This window comes from Mesobacillus subterraneus (genome assembly GCF_023715485.1).
Lineage (GTDB): Bacteria > Bacillota > Bacilli > Bacillales > Cytobacillaceae > Mesobacillus > Mesobacillus subterraneus_B.
The window spans coordinates 15013-33622 of sequence record NZ_JAMBOF010000021.1; the positions used below are offsets into that span (position 1 = coordinate 15013).

Genomic DNA, 18610 nt, shown 5'->3' on the forward strand with positions numbered 1-18610 from the left:
GATGCTGCATTACGAACAAAAAGTAGATGAAAAACAATTGAACAGTCTTGCCCTTGCCTACATGGGTGATGCCGTCTATGAACAATATGTACGGCATCATCTCCTGCAAAGCGGGAAGGTCAGGCCGAACCAGCTGCATAAAGAAGCGACAGCTTATGTATCGGCAAAATCACAGGCGAAATTCCTCCACAAGCTTTTGGAGATGGAAATATTGTCTGAATCAGAAATAACGATTGTAAAAAGAGGCAGGAATGCGAAGTCAGGATCTGTCCCAAAAAACACCGATGTCCAAACATACCGTTACAGCACAGCATTTGAAGCGTTAATCGGTTCTTTGTATCTGGCAGGAAATATGAAACGGATAGAGGAACTGATTTCCACGGTATTTGCACTTGCTGAAGAATAGAAGGGAGGAACATTCCATATGAGCCAGAACCAGAACCAGAAACAAAAACAGAACCGGAACAACAGGCAGAAACAGGATGAAAACCAGAAGCGAAAGCCTGCCAGGAACCAGTTACAGAAACAGGATGAGAATCCAAAACGAAAACCAGCCAGAAGCCAGGAACCGAAACACGACCAAAAACGGGACCAAAACCCGAAAATGAAACAAAAGCCTGAACAATTCCAGAACGAGAACGAAAACCAGGATTACATCATTGGAAAGAACCCGGTAATTGAAGCGCTGAAATCCGAACGAGATATTAATAAAATCCTGATTGCGGAAGGCTCGCAAAGCGGTCAAATGCAACAGGTGATCGGGATGGCAAGGGAAGCCAATGTGATGGTCCAATTCGTACCGAAGAAGAAAATTGACCAGCTTACTGAAGGCATCCATCAAGGAGTCATTGCCCAGGTGGCAGCCTATGAATACGCAGAAATCGATGATTTGTTTGCAGCGGCCGAAAAGAAAGGTGAAGCTCCTTTCTTCCTGCTTCTTGATGAGATTGAAGACCCTCATAACCTCGGTTCAATCATGAGGACAGCGGACGCCTCAGGGGCGCATGGCATCATTATTCCACGGAGAAGAGCGGTTGGGTTGACCTCAACGGTTGCCAAGTCTTCAACAGGAGCGATTGAGTATATCCCGGTTGTCAGAATCACAAACATGGCTCAGACCATCGATGAATTGAAGGAACGTGGCGTCTGGATAGCAGGAACTGATGCGTCGGCAAAACAGGATTACCGTCAAATCGATGGGAAAATGCCTTTAGGCCTTGTGATTGGCAGTGAAGGAAAAGGAATGGGCAGGCTCATCCGTGATAAGTGTGATTTCCTGTTAAGTCTTCCGATGGTTGGGCATGTAACCTCCTTAAACGCATCTGTTGCTGCGGCATTGCTGATGTATGAAGTTTACCGTAAACGACAACCGCTAGGGGAATAAGGATGGACATCCTGCTTGTTGACGGCTACAACATCATTGGCGCCTGGCCGGAGCTGAACAGCCTGAAAAAGAAAGAGCTATCTGCCGCCAGGGACCGGCTGGTGGAAATCATGGCTGAATACCAGGCCTATACAGGGTTTCGTGTCATCATTGTTTTTGACGCGCATTTTGTGTCAGGAAATCAAAAAAAATACCAAAACTACAAGGTTGAAGTTATTTTTACAAAAGAGAGTGAAACGGCTGATGAACGGATTGAAAAGCTGGCGATCGCACTGAGCAACCGTAAAACGCAAATCCATGTAGCTACCTCCGACTATACGGAGCAATGGGCGATTTTTGGACAGGGAGCACTGAGAAAATCGGCACGTGAGCTCCTGACAGAAACAAATTTAATTGGGAAAAAAATAGAAAAAAAAGTGAAGATCATCCAGGAAAAAAAGCCAAGCGCCAAGATTCCGCTTACAAAAGAAGTGGCAGAAATTTTTGAAAAATGGCGCAGAGGAGAACATTGACCTGTTGACGCCTTAAAAAAGCCTGCTGTATAATATTTCTATCTGTATGTGCGGGCGGGGGGATCGAAATGAGTGCTGACATCGGGAATCGTTTAAATGAGGTCTATTTATTGCTAGAGGATGAAGAAATTATTGAAGCGGTGCACAGAGGAGAAAGTGATGCGCTTGATTTTTTGATTCACAAGTACAGGAATTTCGTTCGGGCTAAAGCACGTTCTTACTTTTTGATCGGAGCAGACAAAGAGGACATCGTGCAGGAAGGAATGATTGGCTTATATAAGGCAATCCGTGATTTCCGCGAGGACAAGCTTACATCATTCAAGGCATTTGCCGAGCTTTGCATTACCCGTCAGATCATTACGGCAATCAAAACGGCCACCAGGCAAAAACACATCCCTCTGAATTCCTATGTTTCCTTGGACAAGCCAATCTATGACGAGGAATCGGACAGGACGCTGATGGATGTATTATCCGGTGCGAAAGTGATGGACCCCGAAGAGTTATTTATCAACCAGGAAGAATTTGACCAGATTGAAGTGAAAATGTCAGAGTTGCTCAGCGATCTCGAAAGAAAAGTGCTCGCATTATATTTGGACGGACAATCTTATCAGGAAATTTCTGAAGAGCTGAACCGCCACGTCAAGTCGATCGATAATGCTCTTCAGAGAGTAAAGCGGAAGCTTGAGAGATATCTTGAGCTGAGAGAACTGTCAGTGTAAGCTGAATTGCCAAAAAATAGCCACAAAACTGACTTTTAATCTCAGAACCACTTATTGACACAATCTAGCTGCCATGTTACATTTTTAAAGATATAATAGATATCTTATTATTGTTAGCAGGTGTCCAGATGAATAAAAAGGTGACTCTTGCTTGTGTGGAATGTGGCTCGCGCAATTATTCTACAACGAGCAACAAGCAAACTCAAACAGAACGTTTAGAGCTGAAAAAGTACTGCAGCAACTGCGGTGCCCATACAGTTCATAAGGAAACTAAATAAGGTTTTCAGATAGATCATCATATGGAATTCCGATAAGTTGGAGGTTACAAAATGCAGCGCATCACTACGTTTTTCAGTGAAGTTGGACGTGAAATGAGAAAGGTCAGCTGGCCAAAGCGCAAAGAGCTGACTCGTTATACAATTACGGTTTTGTCTACAGTTGCTTTTGCTGCACTTTTCTTTGCAGTGCTGGACCTTGGTATTTCTGAATTGATTCGCTTAATTCTTGAATAACAACCAAGAACTCATGGTATAATGGAAAATATAACGCAGGACAAGTTTAAAAGCCCGGATAACGGGTTTTTTATTTGCTTGAAAAAGTTAACATTGCGCACTTAGACTAGTTTCTAGTTCGAGTGCCTGGCCCCTTGGGTCATAAGTCGGCTCTCTCCGGAAATCAGTATTTCCTGTGGAAGCCAGCCTATGTCTGCCGGGGCTGACCGAGGCGCTTGCGCTTTTCGATTGCGAATGAGCATTTAGATGTGGGGAGGGATGGACGATTTAGTCCTCGATGATGGAAAAAAACTGGTATGTAGTTCATACTTACTCAGGCTATGAGAATAAGGTCAAGACGAATCTTGAAAAGCGTGTTGAAACAATGGGCATGCAAGATAAGATTTTTCGCGTGATTGTGCCTGAAGAAGAAGAAACTGATTTCAAAAATGGCAAGAAGAAAGTAGTAAAGCGCAAGACATTCCCAGGGTATGTCCTTGTAGAAATTGTGATGACAGACGACTCTTGGTACGTGGTGCGTAACACTCCGGGCGTTACTGGGTTTGTAGGCTCTTCAGGTGCAGGTTCAAAGCCAACGGCGCTATTGCCTGAAGAAGTAACATTCATCCTTAAGCGCATGGGTGTCGAAGAAAAGAAATTCGATATCAACTTCGAGCTTGGCGAAACTGTCCAGGTCAGCGAAGGGCCATTTACTAACTTCACTGGCACGATTGAAGAGATCGATAAGGATAAGGCGAAGCTTAAAGTTCTTGTCAATATGTTCGGCCGTGACACTCCTGTTGAACTTGAATTTTCACAGATTCAAAAATTATAATTTGAAATAGCTTGAAATCAATTTTAAAAAGTGTTAATATTTCATAGGTCAGTATGTCTTGGACGATTGACAGATCTATGTCAAGTTCTTTATTTAATATAAAGACTTTTGTTATGAGTGGGAGGGGCAATCCCCTATTACCACATCACGGACTTTAAGGAGGTGTGTCTCGTGGCTAAAAAAGTAATTAAGATGGTTAAGTTACAAATCCCTGCTGGTAAAGCCAATCCGGCACCACCAGTTGGACCTGCACTAGGTCAAGCCGGTGTTAATATCATGGGATTCTGTAAGGAGTTTAACGCTCGCACAGCTGATCAAGCTGGACTAATCATTCCTGTTGAAATTACGGTTTTTGAAGACCGTTCATTTACATTTATTACGAAAACTCCCCCTGCTGCAGTTCTTTTGAAAGTAGCAGCTGGAATCCAGTCTGGTTCTGGTGAACCAAACCGTAATAAAGTAGCAACAGTCAAGCGTGATAAGGTACGTGAGATTGCTGAACAGAAAATGCCTGACCTTAACGCAGCTAGCGTTGAAGCAGCAATGCGTATGGTTGAAGGTACTGCACGCAGCATGGGAATCACGATCGAAGACTAATTTCTGCTGCAAAGATTGATGGGTTGCGTTGCTGAATTAGATTTCACTCGCAACCTTTTATCTGTATGATACGGCGCCTATATGGCGCCTTCGCTTTTCGTTGTTAAGCTCCGGCGCCGGAGAATAGGCGCCTCCGCTTTTCATCGTGGGAGGTTATTCCGTTAAAACCACAATATAGGAGGAAATAAAAATGGCTAAAAAAGGCAAAAAGTATCTAGAAGCTGCTAAGCTTGTAGACCGCTCTCAAGCTTATACAATTGCAGAAGCAGTTGAGCTTGCTAAAAAGACAAGCACTGTAAAATTTGACGCGACTGTTGAAGCTGCTTTCCGTTTGGGTGTAGACCCTAAGAAAGCTGACCAGCAAATCCGTGGAGCAGTTGTGCTTCCAAACGGAACTGGTAAAACTCAGCGTGTTCTAGTATTCGCTAAAGGCGAAAAATTAAAAGAAGCAGAAGCTGCTGGCGCAGATTATGTTGGCGACGCAGAATACATCACCAAGATCCAGCAAGGCTGGTTCGACTTTGATGTTATCGTAGCTACTCCTGACATGATGGGTGAAGTTGGTAAGCTTGGCCGCGTATTGGGACCTAAAGGCTTAATGCCAAACCCTAAGACAGGCACAGTTACTTTCGATGTAACGAAAGCTGTTAACGAAATCAAAGCAGGTAAAGTAGAATACCGCGTTGACAAATCTGGTAACATCCATGTACCTATCGGAAAAGTTTCTTTCGAAGACCAGAAGCTTGTTGAAAACTTCAGCACTATCTTCGAAACTATGATGAAGGTTAAGCCTGCTGCAGCTAAAGGAACTTACATGAAGAACGTTACGATCTCTACTACTATGGGACCTGGCGTTAAAGTAGATCCTTCAACTGTAAAATAATAGTATTTGACAATTAAAGAAGCGTTAGATATAATTCTTCTTGTTGTGAAAATAAAATAACATTTGTACCGCAGACAGCAGGGGCTTATCGCTTAATAACCTGCCGAGGTCATACGATAGAGCAACACTACTTGCTATTGTATACTTCCTCCGCGTCTGTCCAGATGCGGAGGTTTTTATTTGATCGGTATGAATGCAGAAATCTACAGGAGGTGTAAGGATGAGCAAAGTTATTGAAGTAAAAAAGCAAATCGTTGACGAGATTGCTGGCAAACTAAAAGAAAGCAAATCAACAATCGTTGTTGATTACCGCGGACTTACAGTTTCTGAAGTAACTGAACTTCGTAAAGAGCTTCGTGATGCTGGCGTAGAATTCAAAGTTTACAAAAACTCTATGGCACGCCGTGCTGCTGAAGCTGCAGAATTAGCTGACTTAAACGCATCTCTAACTGGTCCTAACGCAATCGCGTTCAGTACTGAAGATGTAGTAGCTCCAGCTAAAATTCTTAACGAATTCGCTAAAAAGCATGACGCTCTTGAAATCAAGGCGGGTGTAGTTGAAGGCAACATCGTTACAGTAGAAGAAATCAAGGCTCTTGCAGACCTGCCGTCTCGCGAAGGCTTACTTTCTATGCTACTCAGCGTGCTTCAAGCACCAATTCGCAATCTTGCTCTTGCTGCAAAAGCAGTTGCGGACCAGAAGGAAGAACAAGGCGCGTAAGTTAATTTTTACGGTTTAACAATAAAAAACAACCATTATCAAGGAGGAAATTAAAATGACTAAAGAACAAATCATTGAAGCAGTTAAAAGCATGACTGTTTTAGAACTTAACGATCTAGTAAAAGCAATCGAAGAAGAATTCGGCGTAACTGCTGCTGCACCAGTTGCAATGATGGGTGGAGCTGCTGGAGCTGTTGCTGAAGAACAAACTGAATTTGACGTAGTTCTTGCATCTGCTGGCGACCAGAAGATCAAGGTTATCAAAGTTGTTCGTGAAATCACTGGTCTTGGACTTAAAGAAGCGAAGGAAGTTGTTGACAACGCTCCTAAAGCTCTTAAAGAAGGCGTTTCTAAAGAAGAAGCTGAAGAAATCAAAGCTAAGCTTGAAGAAGTTGGAGCTAACGTCGAAGTTAAGTAATCAACCTTACAATAAAAAGCTCGCTGCTAAAGCGAGCTTTTTTTTCGCTTTTAGTCTTTGGTAAGCGAATGAAATAATAAGACATTAATTTCGAGAAATGTCTAGCTCCAGCGCTTGTCGGGGCTGACCAAGGCGCTTCCGCTTTTCTGCTTTTTTTGCTTTTTGATTTCAAATATTTTATACTACCGCAGTAGCAATGCAATCCGCGATCGCATTCTTCAAATGATTCCCCATGGAGGTGAGAGATTTTGACTGAACATTATTACTCCCGTAAACCCGGCACCGAAAGCAACCCTGTGAAATGGCAAAGTGAATTGAAAGGAAACAGCTTCCGCTTCAAAACGGACAGCGGCGTTTTTTCGAAAAAGGAAGTTGATTTTGGATCCCGATTATTGATCGATACTTTCGATTTGAAAAATGAGACTGGTTTAATCCTTGATGTTGGCTGCGGCTATGGACCAATCGGACTTTCGCTGGCTAAAGCTTATCCGGATGCAACGGTTCACATGGTGGATGTCAATGAAAGAGCGATTATGCTTGCTGAGGATAACGCGGCAGAAAATAAAATAGAAAATGTGGAAATCTATGAAAGTGACCGCTTGACAGGAGTGGAAGAAAAGGAGTTCAACGCAATCCTTACTAATCCTCCGATCCGTGCCGGCAAAAAGGTAGTGCATGATATTTTTGAACAAAGTTTCCTGCATCTAGCTGAAGGCGGAGAACTCTGGGTGGTCATCCAAAAGAAACAGGGTGCGCCGTCCGCGATGGAAAAAATGAAAGAACTATTTGGCCAGGTTGACATTGCGGCGAAAAGTAAAGGATACTTTATTCTCAAATCTGTAAAATGTTGACGTGAGAAAACCGCTATGTTAATATTATAAAATGCCAATATATTAGTTTCCTTTCGTCTGCTAATTTCATCGAAAGTTGTATAATTTTGGGCATTAAGGGAAAACTAACAAAATAATTGTTCGTTGCAGGAAATGTGGTTTTTAGGTGAAAACCCTTTTTCTTTTTGTCTTTGGAAATGGAGGAAACTTCATGGACAAGACATGGATAGATGAATAATAACGCTTGATTTGAGGGGTGAATCAGTTGACAGGTCAACTAGTTCAGTATGGACGACACCGCCAACGTAGAAGTTATGCTCGCATCAGTGAAGTTTTGGAATTGCCGAATTTAATTGAAATTCAAACCTCTTCCTATCAGTGGTTTCTTGATGAGGGCCTCCGGGAAATGTTCCAGGACATTTCACCGATTGAAGACTTTACTGGTAACTTATCGCTAGAGTTTATCGATTACAGTCTTGGCGAACCGAAATATCCAGTGGAAGAATCCAAAGAAAGAGACGTCACTTACTCCGCGCCGTTGCGAGTAAAGGTCCGCCTTGTGAATAAAGAAACAGGCGAAGTTAAGGACCAGGATGTTTTCATGGGTGATTTCCCGCTTATGACAGAAACTGGCACGTTTGTGATCAACGGTGCTGAAAGGGTTATCGTTTCCCAGTTAGTGCGTTCACCAAGTGTGTACTACAGCGGGAAGCTTGATAAAAACGGGAAAAGGGGATTCTCTGCTACCGTTATTCCGAACCGAGGCGCTTGGTTAGAGTATGAAACAGACGCCAAGGATGTTGTATATGTAAGGATAGATCGTACGAGGAAGCTCCCTGTTACGGTTCTTTTGCGTGCATTAGGGTTCGGTTCTGATCAAGAAATCATTGATCTGATCGGTGATAACGAATATATCCGTAACACTCTTGAAAAAGACAATACGGAAAGCACAGAAAAAGCGCTTCTTGAAATTTATGAGCGTCTACGTCCAGGCGAACCGCCTACAGTTGACAATGCAAAGAGCCTTCTGGTATCAAGATTCTTTGATCCAAAGCGCTATGACCTTGCAAATGTAGGGCGTTATAAAATTAACAAAAAGCTTCATATTAAAAACCGTTTATTCGGGCAGAAGCTTGCCGAAACATTAGTTGATCCTGAAACAGGTGAAATTATCGCGGAAAAAGGCGTGACTTTGGATCGCCGTACACTTGATAAGATCATTCCTGCGTTGGAGAAGAATGTTGGCTTCAAGAATTTCAGCCCATATGGCGGCGTGGTTGAAGAGGATGTAACGCTGCAAAGCATTAAAATCTACTCTCCGAACGATGTTGAAGGCGAGAAAGAAATTAATGTTTTAGCAAATGCCTATGTCCCTGAACCAATTAAAAATATTACGCCTGCTGATATCATTTCTTCAATCAGCTACTTCTTTAACTTGTTGCATGGTGTAGGCGACACGGATGATATCGACCATTTAGGAAACAGACGCCTTCGTTCTGTAGGTGAGCTGCTTCAGAATCAATTCAGAATTGGTTTGTCCAGAATGGAGCGTGTAGTCCGCGAAAGAATGTCCATCCAGGACACAAACACGATTACACCTCAGCAATTGATCAATATTCGCCCGGTAATTGCGTCCATTAAAGAGTTCTTTGGAAGTTCACAGCTTTCACAGTTCATGGACCAGACAAACCCGCTGGCTGAATTAACACATAAAAGGCGTCTTTCTGCATTGGGACCTGGTGGTCTTACGCGTGAACGCGCTGGTTTCGAAGTGCGTGACGTTCACTACTCCCACTACGGACGTATGTGTCCAATTGAAACGCCTGAAGGTCCGAACATTGGTTTGATCAACTCGCTTTCAAGTTTCGCGAAGGTTAACCGTTTTGGTTTCATTGAGACTCCATACCGCCGTGTTGACCCTGAAACAGGAAAAGTGACAAGCCACTTTGATTACTTAACAGCTGATGAAGAAGACAATTATGTTGTTGCCCAGGCAAATGCACGTCTTGCTGAAGACGGATCCTTCATAGATGAAGAAGTTATTGCCCGTTTCCGCGGTGAAAACACTGTCGTTAAGCGCGACCGCGTCGATTACATGGACGTATCGCCTAAACAGGTTGTATCCGCAGCGACAGCGTGTATTCCGTTCTTGGAAAACGATGACTCCAACCGTGCTCTGATGGGTGCGAACATGCAGCGTCAGGCTGTTCCGTTGATGCAGCCAGAAGCGCCGATTGTAGGAACGGGAATGGAGCACGTGAATGCAAAGGATTCCGGTGCTGCAGTCATCTGTAAGCATGAAGGAATCGTAGAACACGTGGAAGCGCGCCAAGTATGGGTTCGCCGCGTCAAAGAAGTAGACGGCCAGGAAGTTAAGGGTGACCTTGATAAATACCGTATGCTTAAGTTCATCCGTTCCAACCAGGGTACTTGTTATAACCAGCGCCCAATCGTAAGCCTTGGTGACCGTGTTGTTAAAGGAGAGATCCTTGCTGACGGCCCATCAATGGAAAAAGGTGAACTTGCCCTTGGACGTAACGTTCTTGTTGGATTCATGACATGGAATGGTTATAACTACGAGGATGCGATCATCATGAGTGAGCGCCTTGTTAAAGATGATGTTTATACATCGATCCATATAGAAGAATACGAATCAGAGTCTCGAGATACTAAGCTTGGGCCTGAAGAAATCACACGCGACATTCCAAACGTCGGGGAAGATGCATTAAGAAACCTTGACGAGCGTGGAATCATCCGTGTTGGTGCCGAAGTGAAAGACGGAGATCTTCTTGTTGGTAAGGTAACACCTAAAGGGGTTACTGAATTGACAGCTGAAGAACGTCTCTTGCATGCAATCTTCGGTGAAAAAGCAAGGGAAGTCCGTGATACATCATTGCGTGTTCCGCACGGCGGCGGCGGTATTGTCCTCGACGTCAAAGTGTTCAACCGCGAAGATGGCGATGAGCTTCCTCCAGGTGTAAACCAGTTAGTCCGTGCTTACATCGTTCAGAAGCGTAAGATTTCTGAAGGTGATAAGATGGCCGGACGCCACGGTAACAAAGGGGTTATCTCGAAGATCCTTCCAGAAGAAGATATGCCTTATCTTCCGGATGGCACACCAGTCGATATCATGCTTAACCCTCTAGGGGTTCCTTCACGTATGAATATTGGTCAGGTGCTTGAACTCCACCTTGGAATGGCGGCGCGTTACCTTGGAATCCATGTTGCTTCTCCTGTATTTGACGGAGCCCGTGAGGAAGATGTATGGGCAACGATCGAGGAAGCCGGCATGGCCCGTGACGCAAAAACCATCCTTTATGATGGACGTACAGGCGAACCGTTCGACAACCGTGTATCTGTCGGTGTCATGTACATGATCAAGCTAGCCCACATGGTAGACGATAAGCTTCACGCCCGTTCTACTGGACCATACTCACTTGTTACACAGCAGCCACTCGGCGGTAAAGCCCAGTTCGGCGGACAGCGTTTCGGGGAGATGGAGGTTTGGGCGCTTGAAGCATACGGCGCTGCATATACATTGCAGGAAATTTTAACTGTCAAGTCCGATGACGTTGTTGGACGTGTTAAGACATACGAAGCAATTGTAAAAGGTGAAAATGTTCCTGAACCAGGCGTACCTGAGTCATTCAAGGTATTGATGAAGGAACTTCAGAGTCTGGGTATGGACGTTAAGATCCTGTCAGGCGATGAAAAAGAAATCGAAATGCGCGACTTCGACGATGAAGAAGAACTGCAGCATGCTGAAACATTGACAATTGCTCCAGAACCAGAAGAAATGAATTCTGAAAAAGTAGGAATGAAAGAATAGGACCATCTAATTGGCACACGTGTACAAACAGTTGAATAACAGTATTGTCCACGTGTGTTCCTTTTTGGATGGCCATAAGGGTAAAACCCTAGATTAAAAGGGAGGTAGGCCCCTTGCTAGACGTTAATAATTTTGAGTACATGAAAATCGGCCTCGCTTCACCTGACAAGATCCGTTCATGGTCTTTCGGTGAGGTTAAAAAGCCAGAAACAATCAACTATCGTACTTTAAAACCAGAAAAAGACGGCTTATTCTGTGAGCGTATCTTCGGACCGACTAAGGACTGGGAATGTCATTGCGGAAAGTACAAGAGAGTTCGCTATAAAGGCGTAGTCTGTGACCGATGCGGTGTTGAAGTAACTCGCGCTAAAGTCCGTCGTGAAAGAATGGGGCATATCGAACTTGCGGCTCCTGTTTCTCACATTTGGTATTTCAAAGGTATTCCTAGCCGCATGGGACTTGTTCTTGACATGTCTCCGCGTGCGTTGGAAGAAGTTATTTACTTCGCTTCTTACGTGGTAACTGAAACAGGTGACACTGCCCTTGAAAAGAAGCAGTTGTTATCCGAGAAAGAATACCGCGCATACCGTGAAAAATACGGAAACAAATTCCAGGCCGCGATGGGAGCAGAAGCAATCAAAAAGCTGCTTTCGGATATCGACCTTGATAAAGAAGCTGACATGCTGAAAGAAGAGCTAAGAACTGCGCAAGGCCAGCGCCGTACTCGTGCGATCAAACGTCTTGAGGTCGTTGAAGCTTTCCGTGGATCAGGCAATGAACCATCATGGATGATCCTTGATGTACTTCCTGTCATTCCGCCGGAGCTTCGCCCAATGGTTCAGTTAGATGGCGGACGTTTTGCGACATCCGACTTAAATGATTTGTACCGCCGTGTAATCAACCGTAACAACCGCCTAAAGCGTCTTCTTGACCTTGGTGCTCCTAGCATCATCGTCCAGAATGAAAAGCGTATGCTTCAGGAGGCTGTTGATGCCTTGATCGATAACGGCCGCCGTGGCCGTCCGGTAACAGGTCCTGGTAACCGTCCATTGAAATCCCTATCGCACATGCTTAAGGGTAAGCAGGGACGTTTCCGTCAAAACCTTCTTGGTAAGCGTGTTGACTACTCAGGCCGTTCGGTTATCGTAGTAGGTCCAAACCTGCAAATGTACCAGTGCGGTCTGCCTAAAGAAATGGCACTTGAGCTGTTCAAGCCATTCGTAATGAAAGAATTAGTGCAAAAAGGTTTAGCACACAACATTAAGTCTGCTAAACGTAAAATTGAGCGTGTTAGCCCTGAGGTTTGGGATGTTCTTGAAGATGTAATCAGAGAGCACCCAGTATTGCTTAACCGTGCCCCAACTCTTCACAGATTGGGAATCCAGGCGTTTGAGCCAACGTTAGTAGAAGGACGCGCAATCCGTCTTCACCCGCTAGTATGTACAGCGTATAACGCTGACTTTGATGGTGACCAGATGGCTGTCCACGTTCCGCTGTCGGCTGAAGCTCAAGCTGAAGCTCGTCTATTGATGCTTGCAGCCCAGAACATCCTGAACCCGAAAGACGGAAAGCCAGTTGTTACTCCTTCACAGGATATGGTTTTAGGTAACTACTACCTGACTTTGGAAAGAGAAGGCGTTGTTGGGGAAGGTATGGTCTTCAAGGATGCAAACGAAGCATTGATTGCGTACCAGAATGGTTATGTGCATCTTCATACACGTGTAGCTGTTGCCGCAGCATCTCTTGGCAACCAGACATTCACTGAAGAGCAAAATGGCCAGCTCTTGATCACGACTGTTGGTAAGCTGATTTTTAACGAAATCCTTCCAGCGTCATTCCCTTATATCAATGAGCCATCTAAACAAAATCTAGAGGAGAAGACTCCTGAGAAGTATTTTGTTGAAAAAGGCGCAGATATCAAGGAAGTTATCAAGTCTATGCCGTTAGTTGATCCGTTCAAGAAGAAAATTCTTGGTAATATCATTGCTGAAGTGTTCAAGCGCTTCAAGATTACTGAAACATCAAAAATGCTTGACCGCATGAAGGATCTTGGCTTCAAATACTCCACTAAAGCGGGTATTACGGTCGGTGTAGCTGATATCGTGGTTCTTAAAGAAAAGCAAGAGATTATCTCGGATGCACAAACTAAAGTTGATAATGTCCTAAAACAGTTCAGACGCGGTCTAATCACCGAGGATGAGCGTTATGACCGAGTTATTTCCATTTGGAGTGCGGCCAAGGATGTAATCCAGGCCAAACTAATGAAATCACTTGATACAACAAACCCAATCTTCATGATGAGTGACTCTGGTGCCCGTGGTAACGCATCTAACTTTACTCAGCTTGCTGGTATGCGTGGTCTGATGGCCAACCCGGCTGGACGAATCATTGAATTGCCAATCAAATCAAGTTTCCGTGAAGGTCTGACAGTATTGGAATACTTCATTTCCACTCACGGTGCTCGTAAAGGTCTTGCGGATACAGCGCTTAAGACAGCAGACTCAGGTTACCTGACTCGCCGACTTGTAGACGTTGCCCAGGATGTCATCGTTCGCGAAGATGATTGCGGAACGGACAGAGGCTTATTTATCAGATCACTTAAAGACGGTACCGAAGTAATCGAACCTCTAGATGAGCGTTTAATCGGCCGTTATGCAAGAAAGGCAATCAAACATCCGGAGACCAAGGCTGTGATTGTACCTGAAAATGGGTTGATTACAGAAGACTTGGCTGTTGAAGTAACAGAAGCAGGAATCGAAGAAGTCTGGATCCGATCTGCCTTCACATGTAACACTCGCCATGGTGTTTGTAAGAAATGTTACGGACGCAACCTTGCTACTGGCCAGGAAGTTGAAGTGGGCGAAGCAGTTGGTATCATCGCAGCCCAGTCTATCGGAGAGCCTGGTACGCAGCTTACGATGCGTACATTCCATACCGGCGGTGTTGCAGGAGACGATATTACACAAGGTCTTCCGCGTATCCAGGAATTGTTTGAAGCACGTAACCCTAAAGGTCAAGCTGTCATCTCTGAACTTGAAGGTGTCGTAGTCGGCATCAACGAAGGAAAAGACCGCCAGCAGGAAATCGTTGTCCAGGGTGAAATCGAAAGCCGCACTTACACTGCACCATATACAGCTCGCCTGAAGGTTGCTGTAAATGATCATGTAGCTCGCGGACAGGAGCTTACTGAAGGATCAATCGACCCTAAAGAACTCCTAAGAGTCAAAGATGTTCAGTCCGTGCAGGAATACCTGTTGAAAGAAGTTCAAAAGGTATACCGTATGCAGGGTGTTGAAATCGGCGATAAGCACGTAGAAGTAATGGTTCGCCAGATGATGCGCAAAATCAGGGTGATCGATGCGGGTGAAACAGATGTACTTCCAGGCACATTGCTTGAGATCCATCAGTTCACTGACGCTAACCGCAAAGCACTTCTTGATGGCAAAATGCCAGCAACAGGACGTCCAGTATTGCTTGGTATCACAAAAGCATCACTTGAGACGGATTCATTCCTGTCAGCTGCTTCCTTCCAGGAAACAACAAGAGTGCTTACAGATGCTGCAATCAAAGGCAAGCGCGATGAGCTTCTCGGCTTGAAAGAGAATGTTATCATCGGTAAACTTGTTCCAGCTGGAACTGGCATGCAGCGTTACAGAAGAGCTGAGCCTATCACCATGGAAGAAGAAAATGCTGATGTAATCACTGTAGAGTAAAGAAATAACATGCGCGGTGCTTTCTATTAAAAAGAAAGTGCCGCGTTTTTAAAGTAAAAATAATGAATAAAAGTTATGTATCTTGATATTTTTTTTCAAATGCGGTTGACATCAACAGAATGAAATGTTAATATTTCAAAGGTGCTCCTATTTTCCGGTTACTTTGGAGGATATCATGTCTTATGAAAAAGTAGCTCAGGCTAAAAAGATCATAGTAGGATCAAAGCAAACAGTTAAAGCCCTGAAAGCAGGCGAAGTAATGGAACTGGTGATTGCAAGGGATGCAGACGCGAAAGTGACGGCAGAACTATTGCGTACGGCCAGGGAAATGAACTCCGCCATCACCTATGTCGACTCTATGAAAAAACTGGGGAAGGCATGCGGGATTGCAGTAGGTGCGGCAGCTGTAGCGATAACCAAGTAAAAACTGTTTTTACAGAAATGACTGTAAAAACTTTGTTTTTTGTAAAAAAATGAACCACCTGGATGTGTGGGCTTACAAAAAAATGAAGGGAGGAAAAAATCATGCCTACAATTAACCAATTAGTGCGCAAGCCACGTAGCACAAAAGAGGAGAAGTCAAAATCTCCTGCGCTAAATAAAGGTTATAACAGCTTCAAAAAAGCACAAACAAACGTATCATCTCCACAAAAGCGTGGTGTATGTACTCGTGTTGGTACAATGACTCCAAAGAAGCCAAACTCAGCGTTGCGTAAATACGCTCGTGTACGTTTGACTAACGGAATCGAGGTAACTGCTTATATCCCTGGTATCGGGCACAACCTTCAAGAGCACAGTGTTGTTCTTATCCGCGGAGGACGTGTAAAGGACTTACCGGGTGTACGTTATCACATCGTTCGTGGTGCTCTTGATACTGCTGGTGTAAACAACCGTATGCAGGGCCGTTCTAAGTACGGAACTAAGAGACCAAAAGCAGCAAAGAAATAATAAAACAAACTAATTAGCCTTTCTGAAAGGAGGAAATAAACATGCCACGTAAAGGTCCTGTTGCAAAGAGAGACGTATTGCCGGATCCGATTTACAACTCAAAGCTTATCACTCGTTTAATCAATAAAATGATGATCGACGGCAAAAGAGGTAAATCACAAAAGATCCTTTATTCAGCTTTTGATATCATTCGTGAGCGTTCAGGCAAAGAGCCTTTGGAAGTGTTTGAACAAGCACTGAAGAACATCATGCCTGTTCTAGAAGTAAAAGCACGCCGTGTAGGTGGAGCTAACTATCAAGTACCAATCGAGGTGCGTGCAGACCGCCGTACAACTTTAGGTCTTCGCTGGTTAGTGAACTATGCACGTCTTCGTGGAGAGAAAACAATGGAAGAGCGTCTTGCTAACGAAATTCTTGACGCAGCCAACAACGCTGGTGCTTCTGTTAAGAAGCGCGAAGATACACACAAAATGGCGGAAGCAAACAAAGCATTCGCTCACTATCGTTGGTAATCTTACCTTCATTCTAAAAACCCTTATACTAGGAAGGAGAAAGACCAAATGGCAAGAGAGTTCTCCTTAGCAAAAACTCGTAATATTGGAATCATGGCTCACATTGATGCTGGTAAAACAACAACAACTGAGCGTGTTCTATATTATACAGGCCGTATTCATAAAATCGGTGAAACTCACGAAGGTGCTTCTCAAATGGACTGGATGGAGCAGGAACAAGAGCGTGGAATCACGATCACTTCTGCTGCAACAACAGCTTCATGGAAAGAACACCGCGTTAACATCATTGACACTCCTGGACACGTAGACTTCACTGTTGAAGTTGAACGTTCACTTCGTGTACTTGATGGAGCAGTTGCTGTACTTGATGCGCAGTCCGGTGTTGAGCCGCAAACAGAAACAGTTTGGCGCCAAGCTACAACTTACGGAGTACCACGCGTAGTATTCGTTAACAAAATGGATAAGCTGGGTGCGGACTTCCTTTATTCTGTTAATACTATACACGATCGTCTTCAAGCTAACGCTCACCCAATCCAGCTTCCTATCGGGGCTGAGGATGAGTTCGAAGCAATCATCGACTTAGTCGAAATGAAGGCAATCTTCTACGGTAATGACCTTGGTACAGAAATTACTGAAGGTGAAATTCCGGAAGAATACAAAGCTCAGGCTGAAGAATACCGTGAAAAGTTAGTTGAAGCGGTTGCTGAGCTTGATGAAGAATTAATGGAAAAATACCTTGGCGGAGAAGAGCTTACAATCCAAGAGATTAAAGCTGCTATCCGTAAAGGTACTACAAACGTTGAATTCTACCCAGTTATCTGTGGTTCAGCATTCAAAAACAAAGGTGTTCAGCTAATGCTTGACGCAGTAATCGACTACCTTCCATCTCCACTAGATGTACCAGCTATCAAAGGTACACTTCCGGATTCAGAAGAAGAAGTTGAGCGTCATTCAGATGACAGCGAGCCATTCTCTGCTCTAGCATTTAAAGTTATGACTGACCCTTATGTTGGAAAATTAACGTTCTTCCGCGTTTACTCTGGTACTCTTGAGTCTGGTTCATATGTTCAGAACTCAACTAAAGGCAAGCGTGAGCGTATCGGACGTATCCTTCAAATGCATGCGAACAGCCGTCAGGAAATCTCAAAGGTTTACGCGGGTGATATTGCAGCTGCTGTAGGTTTAAAGGATACTACTACAGGTGACACTTTATGTGATGAAAAGAACCTTGTGATCTTGGAATCAATGAACTTCCCTGAACCAGTAATCCAGTTGTCAGTTGAACCTAAGTCTAAAGCAGACCAGGATAAAATGACGACAGCATTGCAAAAGCTTCAAGAAGAAGATCCGACATTCCGCGCCCATACAGACCAGGAAACTGGACAGGTTATCATCGCTGGAATGGGAGAGCTTCACCTTGATATCATCGTTGACCGTATGCGTCGCGAATTTAAAGTGGAAGCAAACGTTGGTGCACCTCAGGTTGCCTACCGTGAAACTTTCCGCGAATCAGCTTCTGTTGAAGGTAAATTCGCTCGTCAGTCTGGTGGACGCGGTCAATACGGACACGTTTGGATTGAGTTCGCGCCAAACGAAGAAGGAAAAGGCTTTGAATTCGTGAACGGCATCGTTGGTGGTACTGTTCCACGTGAATACATCCCTGCAGTACAAGCTGGATTAGAAGATTCACTTAACCGTGGAGTTCTTGCAGGATATCCACTAGTTGACATCAAAGCAAGACTATTCGATGGTTCTTACCACGATGTTGACTCCTCTGAAATGGCGTTTAAAATCGCTGCTTCAATGGCACTTAAGAATGCTGCTTCAAAATGTAAGCCTGTAATTCTTGAGCCAGTCATGAGGGTTGAAGTTGTTATCCCTGAAGAATACCTAGGTGATATCATGGGTATGATCACTGCTCGTCGCGGACGCGTCGAAGGTATGGATGCTCGTGGTAATGCACAGGTAGTTCGTGCGATGGTTCCACTTTCAGAAATGTTCGGTTATGCAACTGCTCTTCGTTCAAGCACACAAGGTCGCGGCGTATTCTCAATGCACTTCGATCACTATGAAGAAGTTCCAAAATCAGTTTCTGAAGAAATCATCAAAAAAAATAAAGGTGAATAATTGATTTTCATCTTTTAATCAAGTATAACTACTAATGTAAGAATACGCTGTGGGATAGGTTTACCTATTTCACAGCACTTTAAAATATACT

18 protein-coding genes and 1 other annotated feature are annotated in these 18610 nt (G+C 44.2%); all 18 genes read left to right on the forward strand.

Features of this window, described 5'->3' with window-relative positions:
* Position 1: 1 nt before the first annotated feature.
* Positions 2-406 (forward strand): Mini-ribonuclease 3, encoded by a 405-nt coding sequence (locus M3204_RS20880; protein WP_251487465.1) that lies wholly within the window; start codon positions 2-4, stop codon positions 404-406.
* A 198-nt stretch (positions 407-604) separates the two neighbouring features.
* A complete protein-coding gene (gene rlmB / locus M3204_RS20885) occupies positions 605-1384 on the forward strand; it encodes a 23S rRNA (guanosine(2251)-2'-O)-methyltransferase RlmB (protein WP_251487466.1) in 780 nt (259 codons plus the stop codon).
* A 2-nt stretch (positions 1385-1386) separates the two neighbouring features.
* Positions 1387-1896 (forward strand): NYN domain-containing protein, encoded by a 510-nt coding sequence (locus tag M3204_RS20890; RefSeq protein WP_251487321.1) that lies wholly within the window; start codon positions 1387-1389, stop codon positions 1894-1896.
* Positions 1897-1964: 68 nt separating this feature from the next.
* Complete coding sequence (gene sigH, locus M3204_RS20895; RefSeq protein ID WP_251487325.1) at positions 1965-2615, forward strand: RNA polymerase sporulation sigma factor SigH; 651 nt, start codon at positions 1965-1967, stop codon at positions 2613-2615.
* Positions 2616-2743: 128 nt separating this feature from the next.
* Positions 2744-2893 carry a 50S ribosomal protein L33 gene (rpmG, locus tag M3204_RS20900; RefSeq protein WP_207503092.1) on the forward strand — a complete coding sequence of 50 codons (150 nt, stop codon included), beginning with the start codon at positions 2744-2746 and terminating at the stop codon, positions 2891-2893.
* A gap of 51 nt (positions 2894-2944) precedes the next feature.
* A complete protein-coding gene (gene secE / locus M3204_RS20905) occupies positions 2945-3127 on the forward strand; it encodes a preprotein translocase subunit SecE (RefSeq protein WP_251487328.1) in 183 nt (60 codons plus the stop codon).
* Positions 3128-3407: 280 nt separating this feature from the next.
* Entirely contained in the window at positions 3408-3941 is a 534-nt protein-coding gene (gene nusG / locus M3204_RS20910) for a transcription termination/antitermination protein NusG (RefSeq protein WP_251487467.1), read from the forward strand.
* Between the two features lie 171 nt (positions 3942-4112).
* Entirely contained in the window at positions 4113-4538 is a 426-nt protein-coding gene (rplK, locus tag M3204_RS20915; protein ID WP_023626445.1) for a 50S ribosomal protein L11, read from the forward strand.
* 190 nt (positions 4539-4728) lie between these two features.
* Positions 4729-5421, forward strand: a complete 693-nt coding sequence (gene rplA, locus M3204_RS20920; protein ID WP_251487331.1) for a 50S ribosomal protein L1 — start codon at positions 4729-4731, stop codon at positions 5419-5421.
* A gap of 50 nt (positions 5422-5471) precedes the next feature.
* Positions 5472-5609: a sequence feature (ribosomal protein L10 leader region), on the forward strand.
* Between the two features lie 32 nt (positions 5610-5641).
* Positions 5642-6142, forward strand: a complete 501-nt coding sequence (rplJ, locus tag M3204_RS20925; RefSeq protein WP_251487335.1) for a 50S ribosomal protein L10 — start codon at positions 5642-5644, stop codon at positions 6140-6142.
* Positions 6143-6197: 55 nt separating this feature from the next.
* Complete coding sequence (gene rplL / locus M3204_RS20930) at positions 6198-6560, forward strand: 50S ribosomal protein L7/L12 (protein WP_079504276.1); 363 nt, start codon at positions 6198-6200, stop codon at positions 6558-6560.
* A gap of 248 nt (positions 6561-6808) precedes the next feature.
* Positions 6809-7411 carry a class I SAM-dependent methyltransferase gene (locus tag M3204_RS20935; protein ID WP_251487338.1) on the forward strand — a complete coding sequence of 201 codons (603 nt, stop codon included), beginning with the start codon at positions 6809-6811 and terminating at the stop codon, positions 7409-7411.
* Between the two features lie 244 nt (positions 7412-7655).
* Positions 7656-11219, forward strand: coding sequence for a DNA-directed RNA polymerase subunit beta (gene rpoB, locus M3204_RS20940; RefSeq protein ID WP_251487341.1), 3564 nt, complete (start codon positions 7656-7658; stop codon positions 11217-11219).
* Positions 11220-11332: 113 nt separating this feature from the next.
* Positions 11333-14932, forward strand: a complete 3600-nt coding sequence (gene rpoC / locus M3204_RS20945) for a DNA-directed RNA polymerase subunit beta' (RefSeq protein ID WP_251487344.1) — start codon at positions 11333-11335, stop codon at positions 14930-14932.
* A 175-nt stretch (positions 14933-15107) separates the two neighbouring features.
* Positions 15108-15356, forward strand: a complete 249-nt coding sequence (locus M3204_RS20950) for a 50S ribosomal protein L7ae-like protein (protein WP_251487347.1) — start codon at positions 15108-15110, stop codon at positions 15354-15356.
* A 101-nt stretch (positions 15357-15457) separates the two neighbouring features.
* Positions 15458-15880 carry a 30S ribosomal protein S12 gene (rpsL, locus tag M3204_RS20955; RefSeq protein ID WP_251487350.1) on the forward strand — a complete coding sequence of 141 codons (423 nt, stop codon included), beginning with the start codon at positions 15458-15460 and terminating at the stop codon, positions 15878-15880.
* Positions 15881-15921: 41 nt separating this feature from the next.
* Positions 15922-16392 (forward strand): 30S ribosomal protein S7, encoded by a 471-nt coding sequence (gene rpsG / locus M3204_RS20960; protein ID WP_251487353.1) that lies wholly within the window; start codon positions 15922-15924, stop codon positions 16390-16392.
* Positions 16393-16440: 48 nt separating this feature from the next.
* The gene (gene fusA, locus M3204_RS20965; RefSeq protein ID WP_251487356.1) at positions 16441-18519 is read left to right on the forward strand and encodes an elongation factor G; all 2079 of its coding nucleotides are present in this window, start codon (positions 16441-16443) and stop codon (positions 18517-18519) included.
* Positions 18520-18610: the final 91 nt, after the last annotated feature.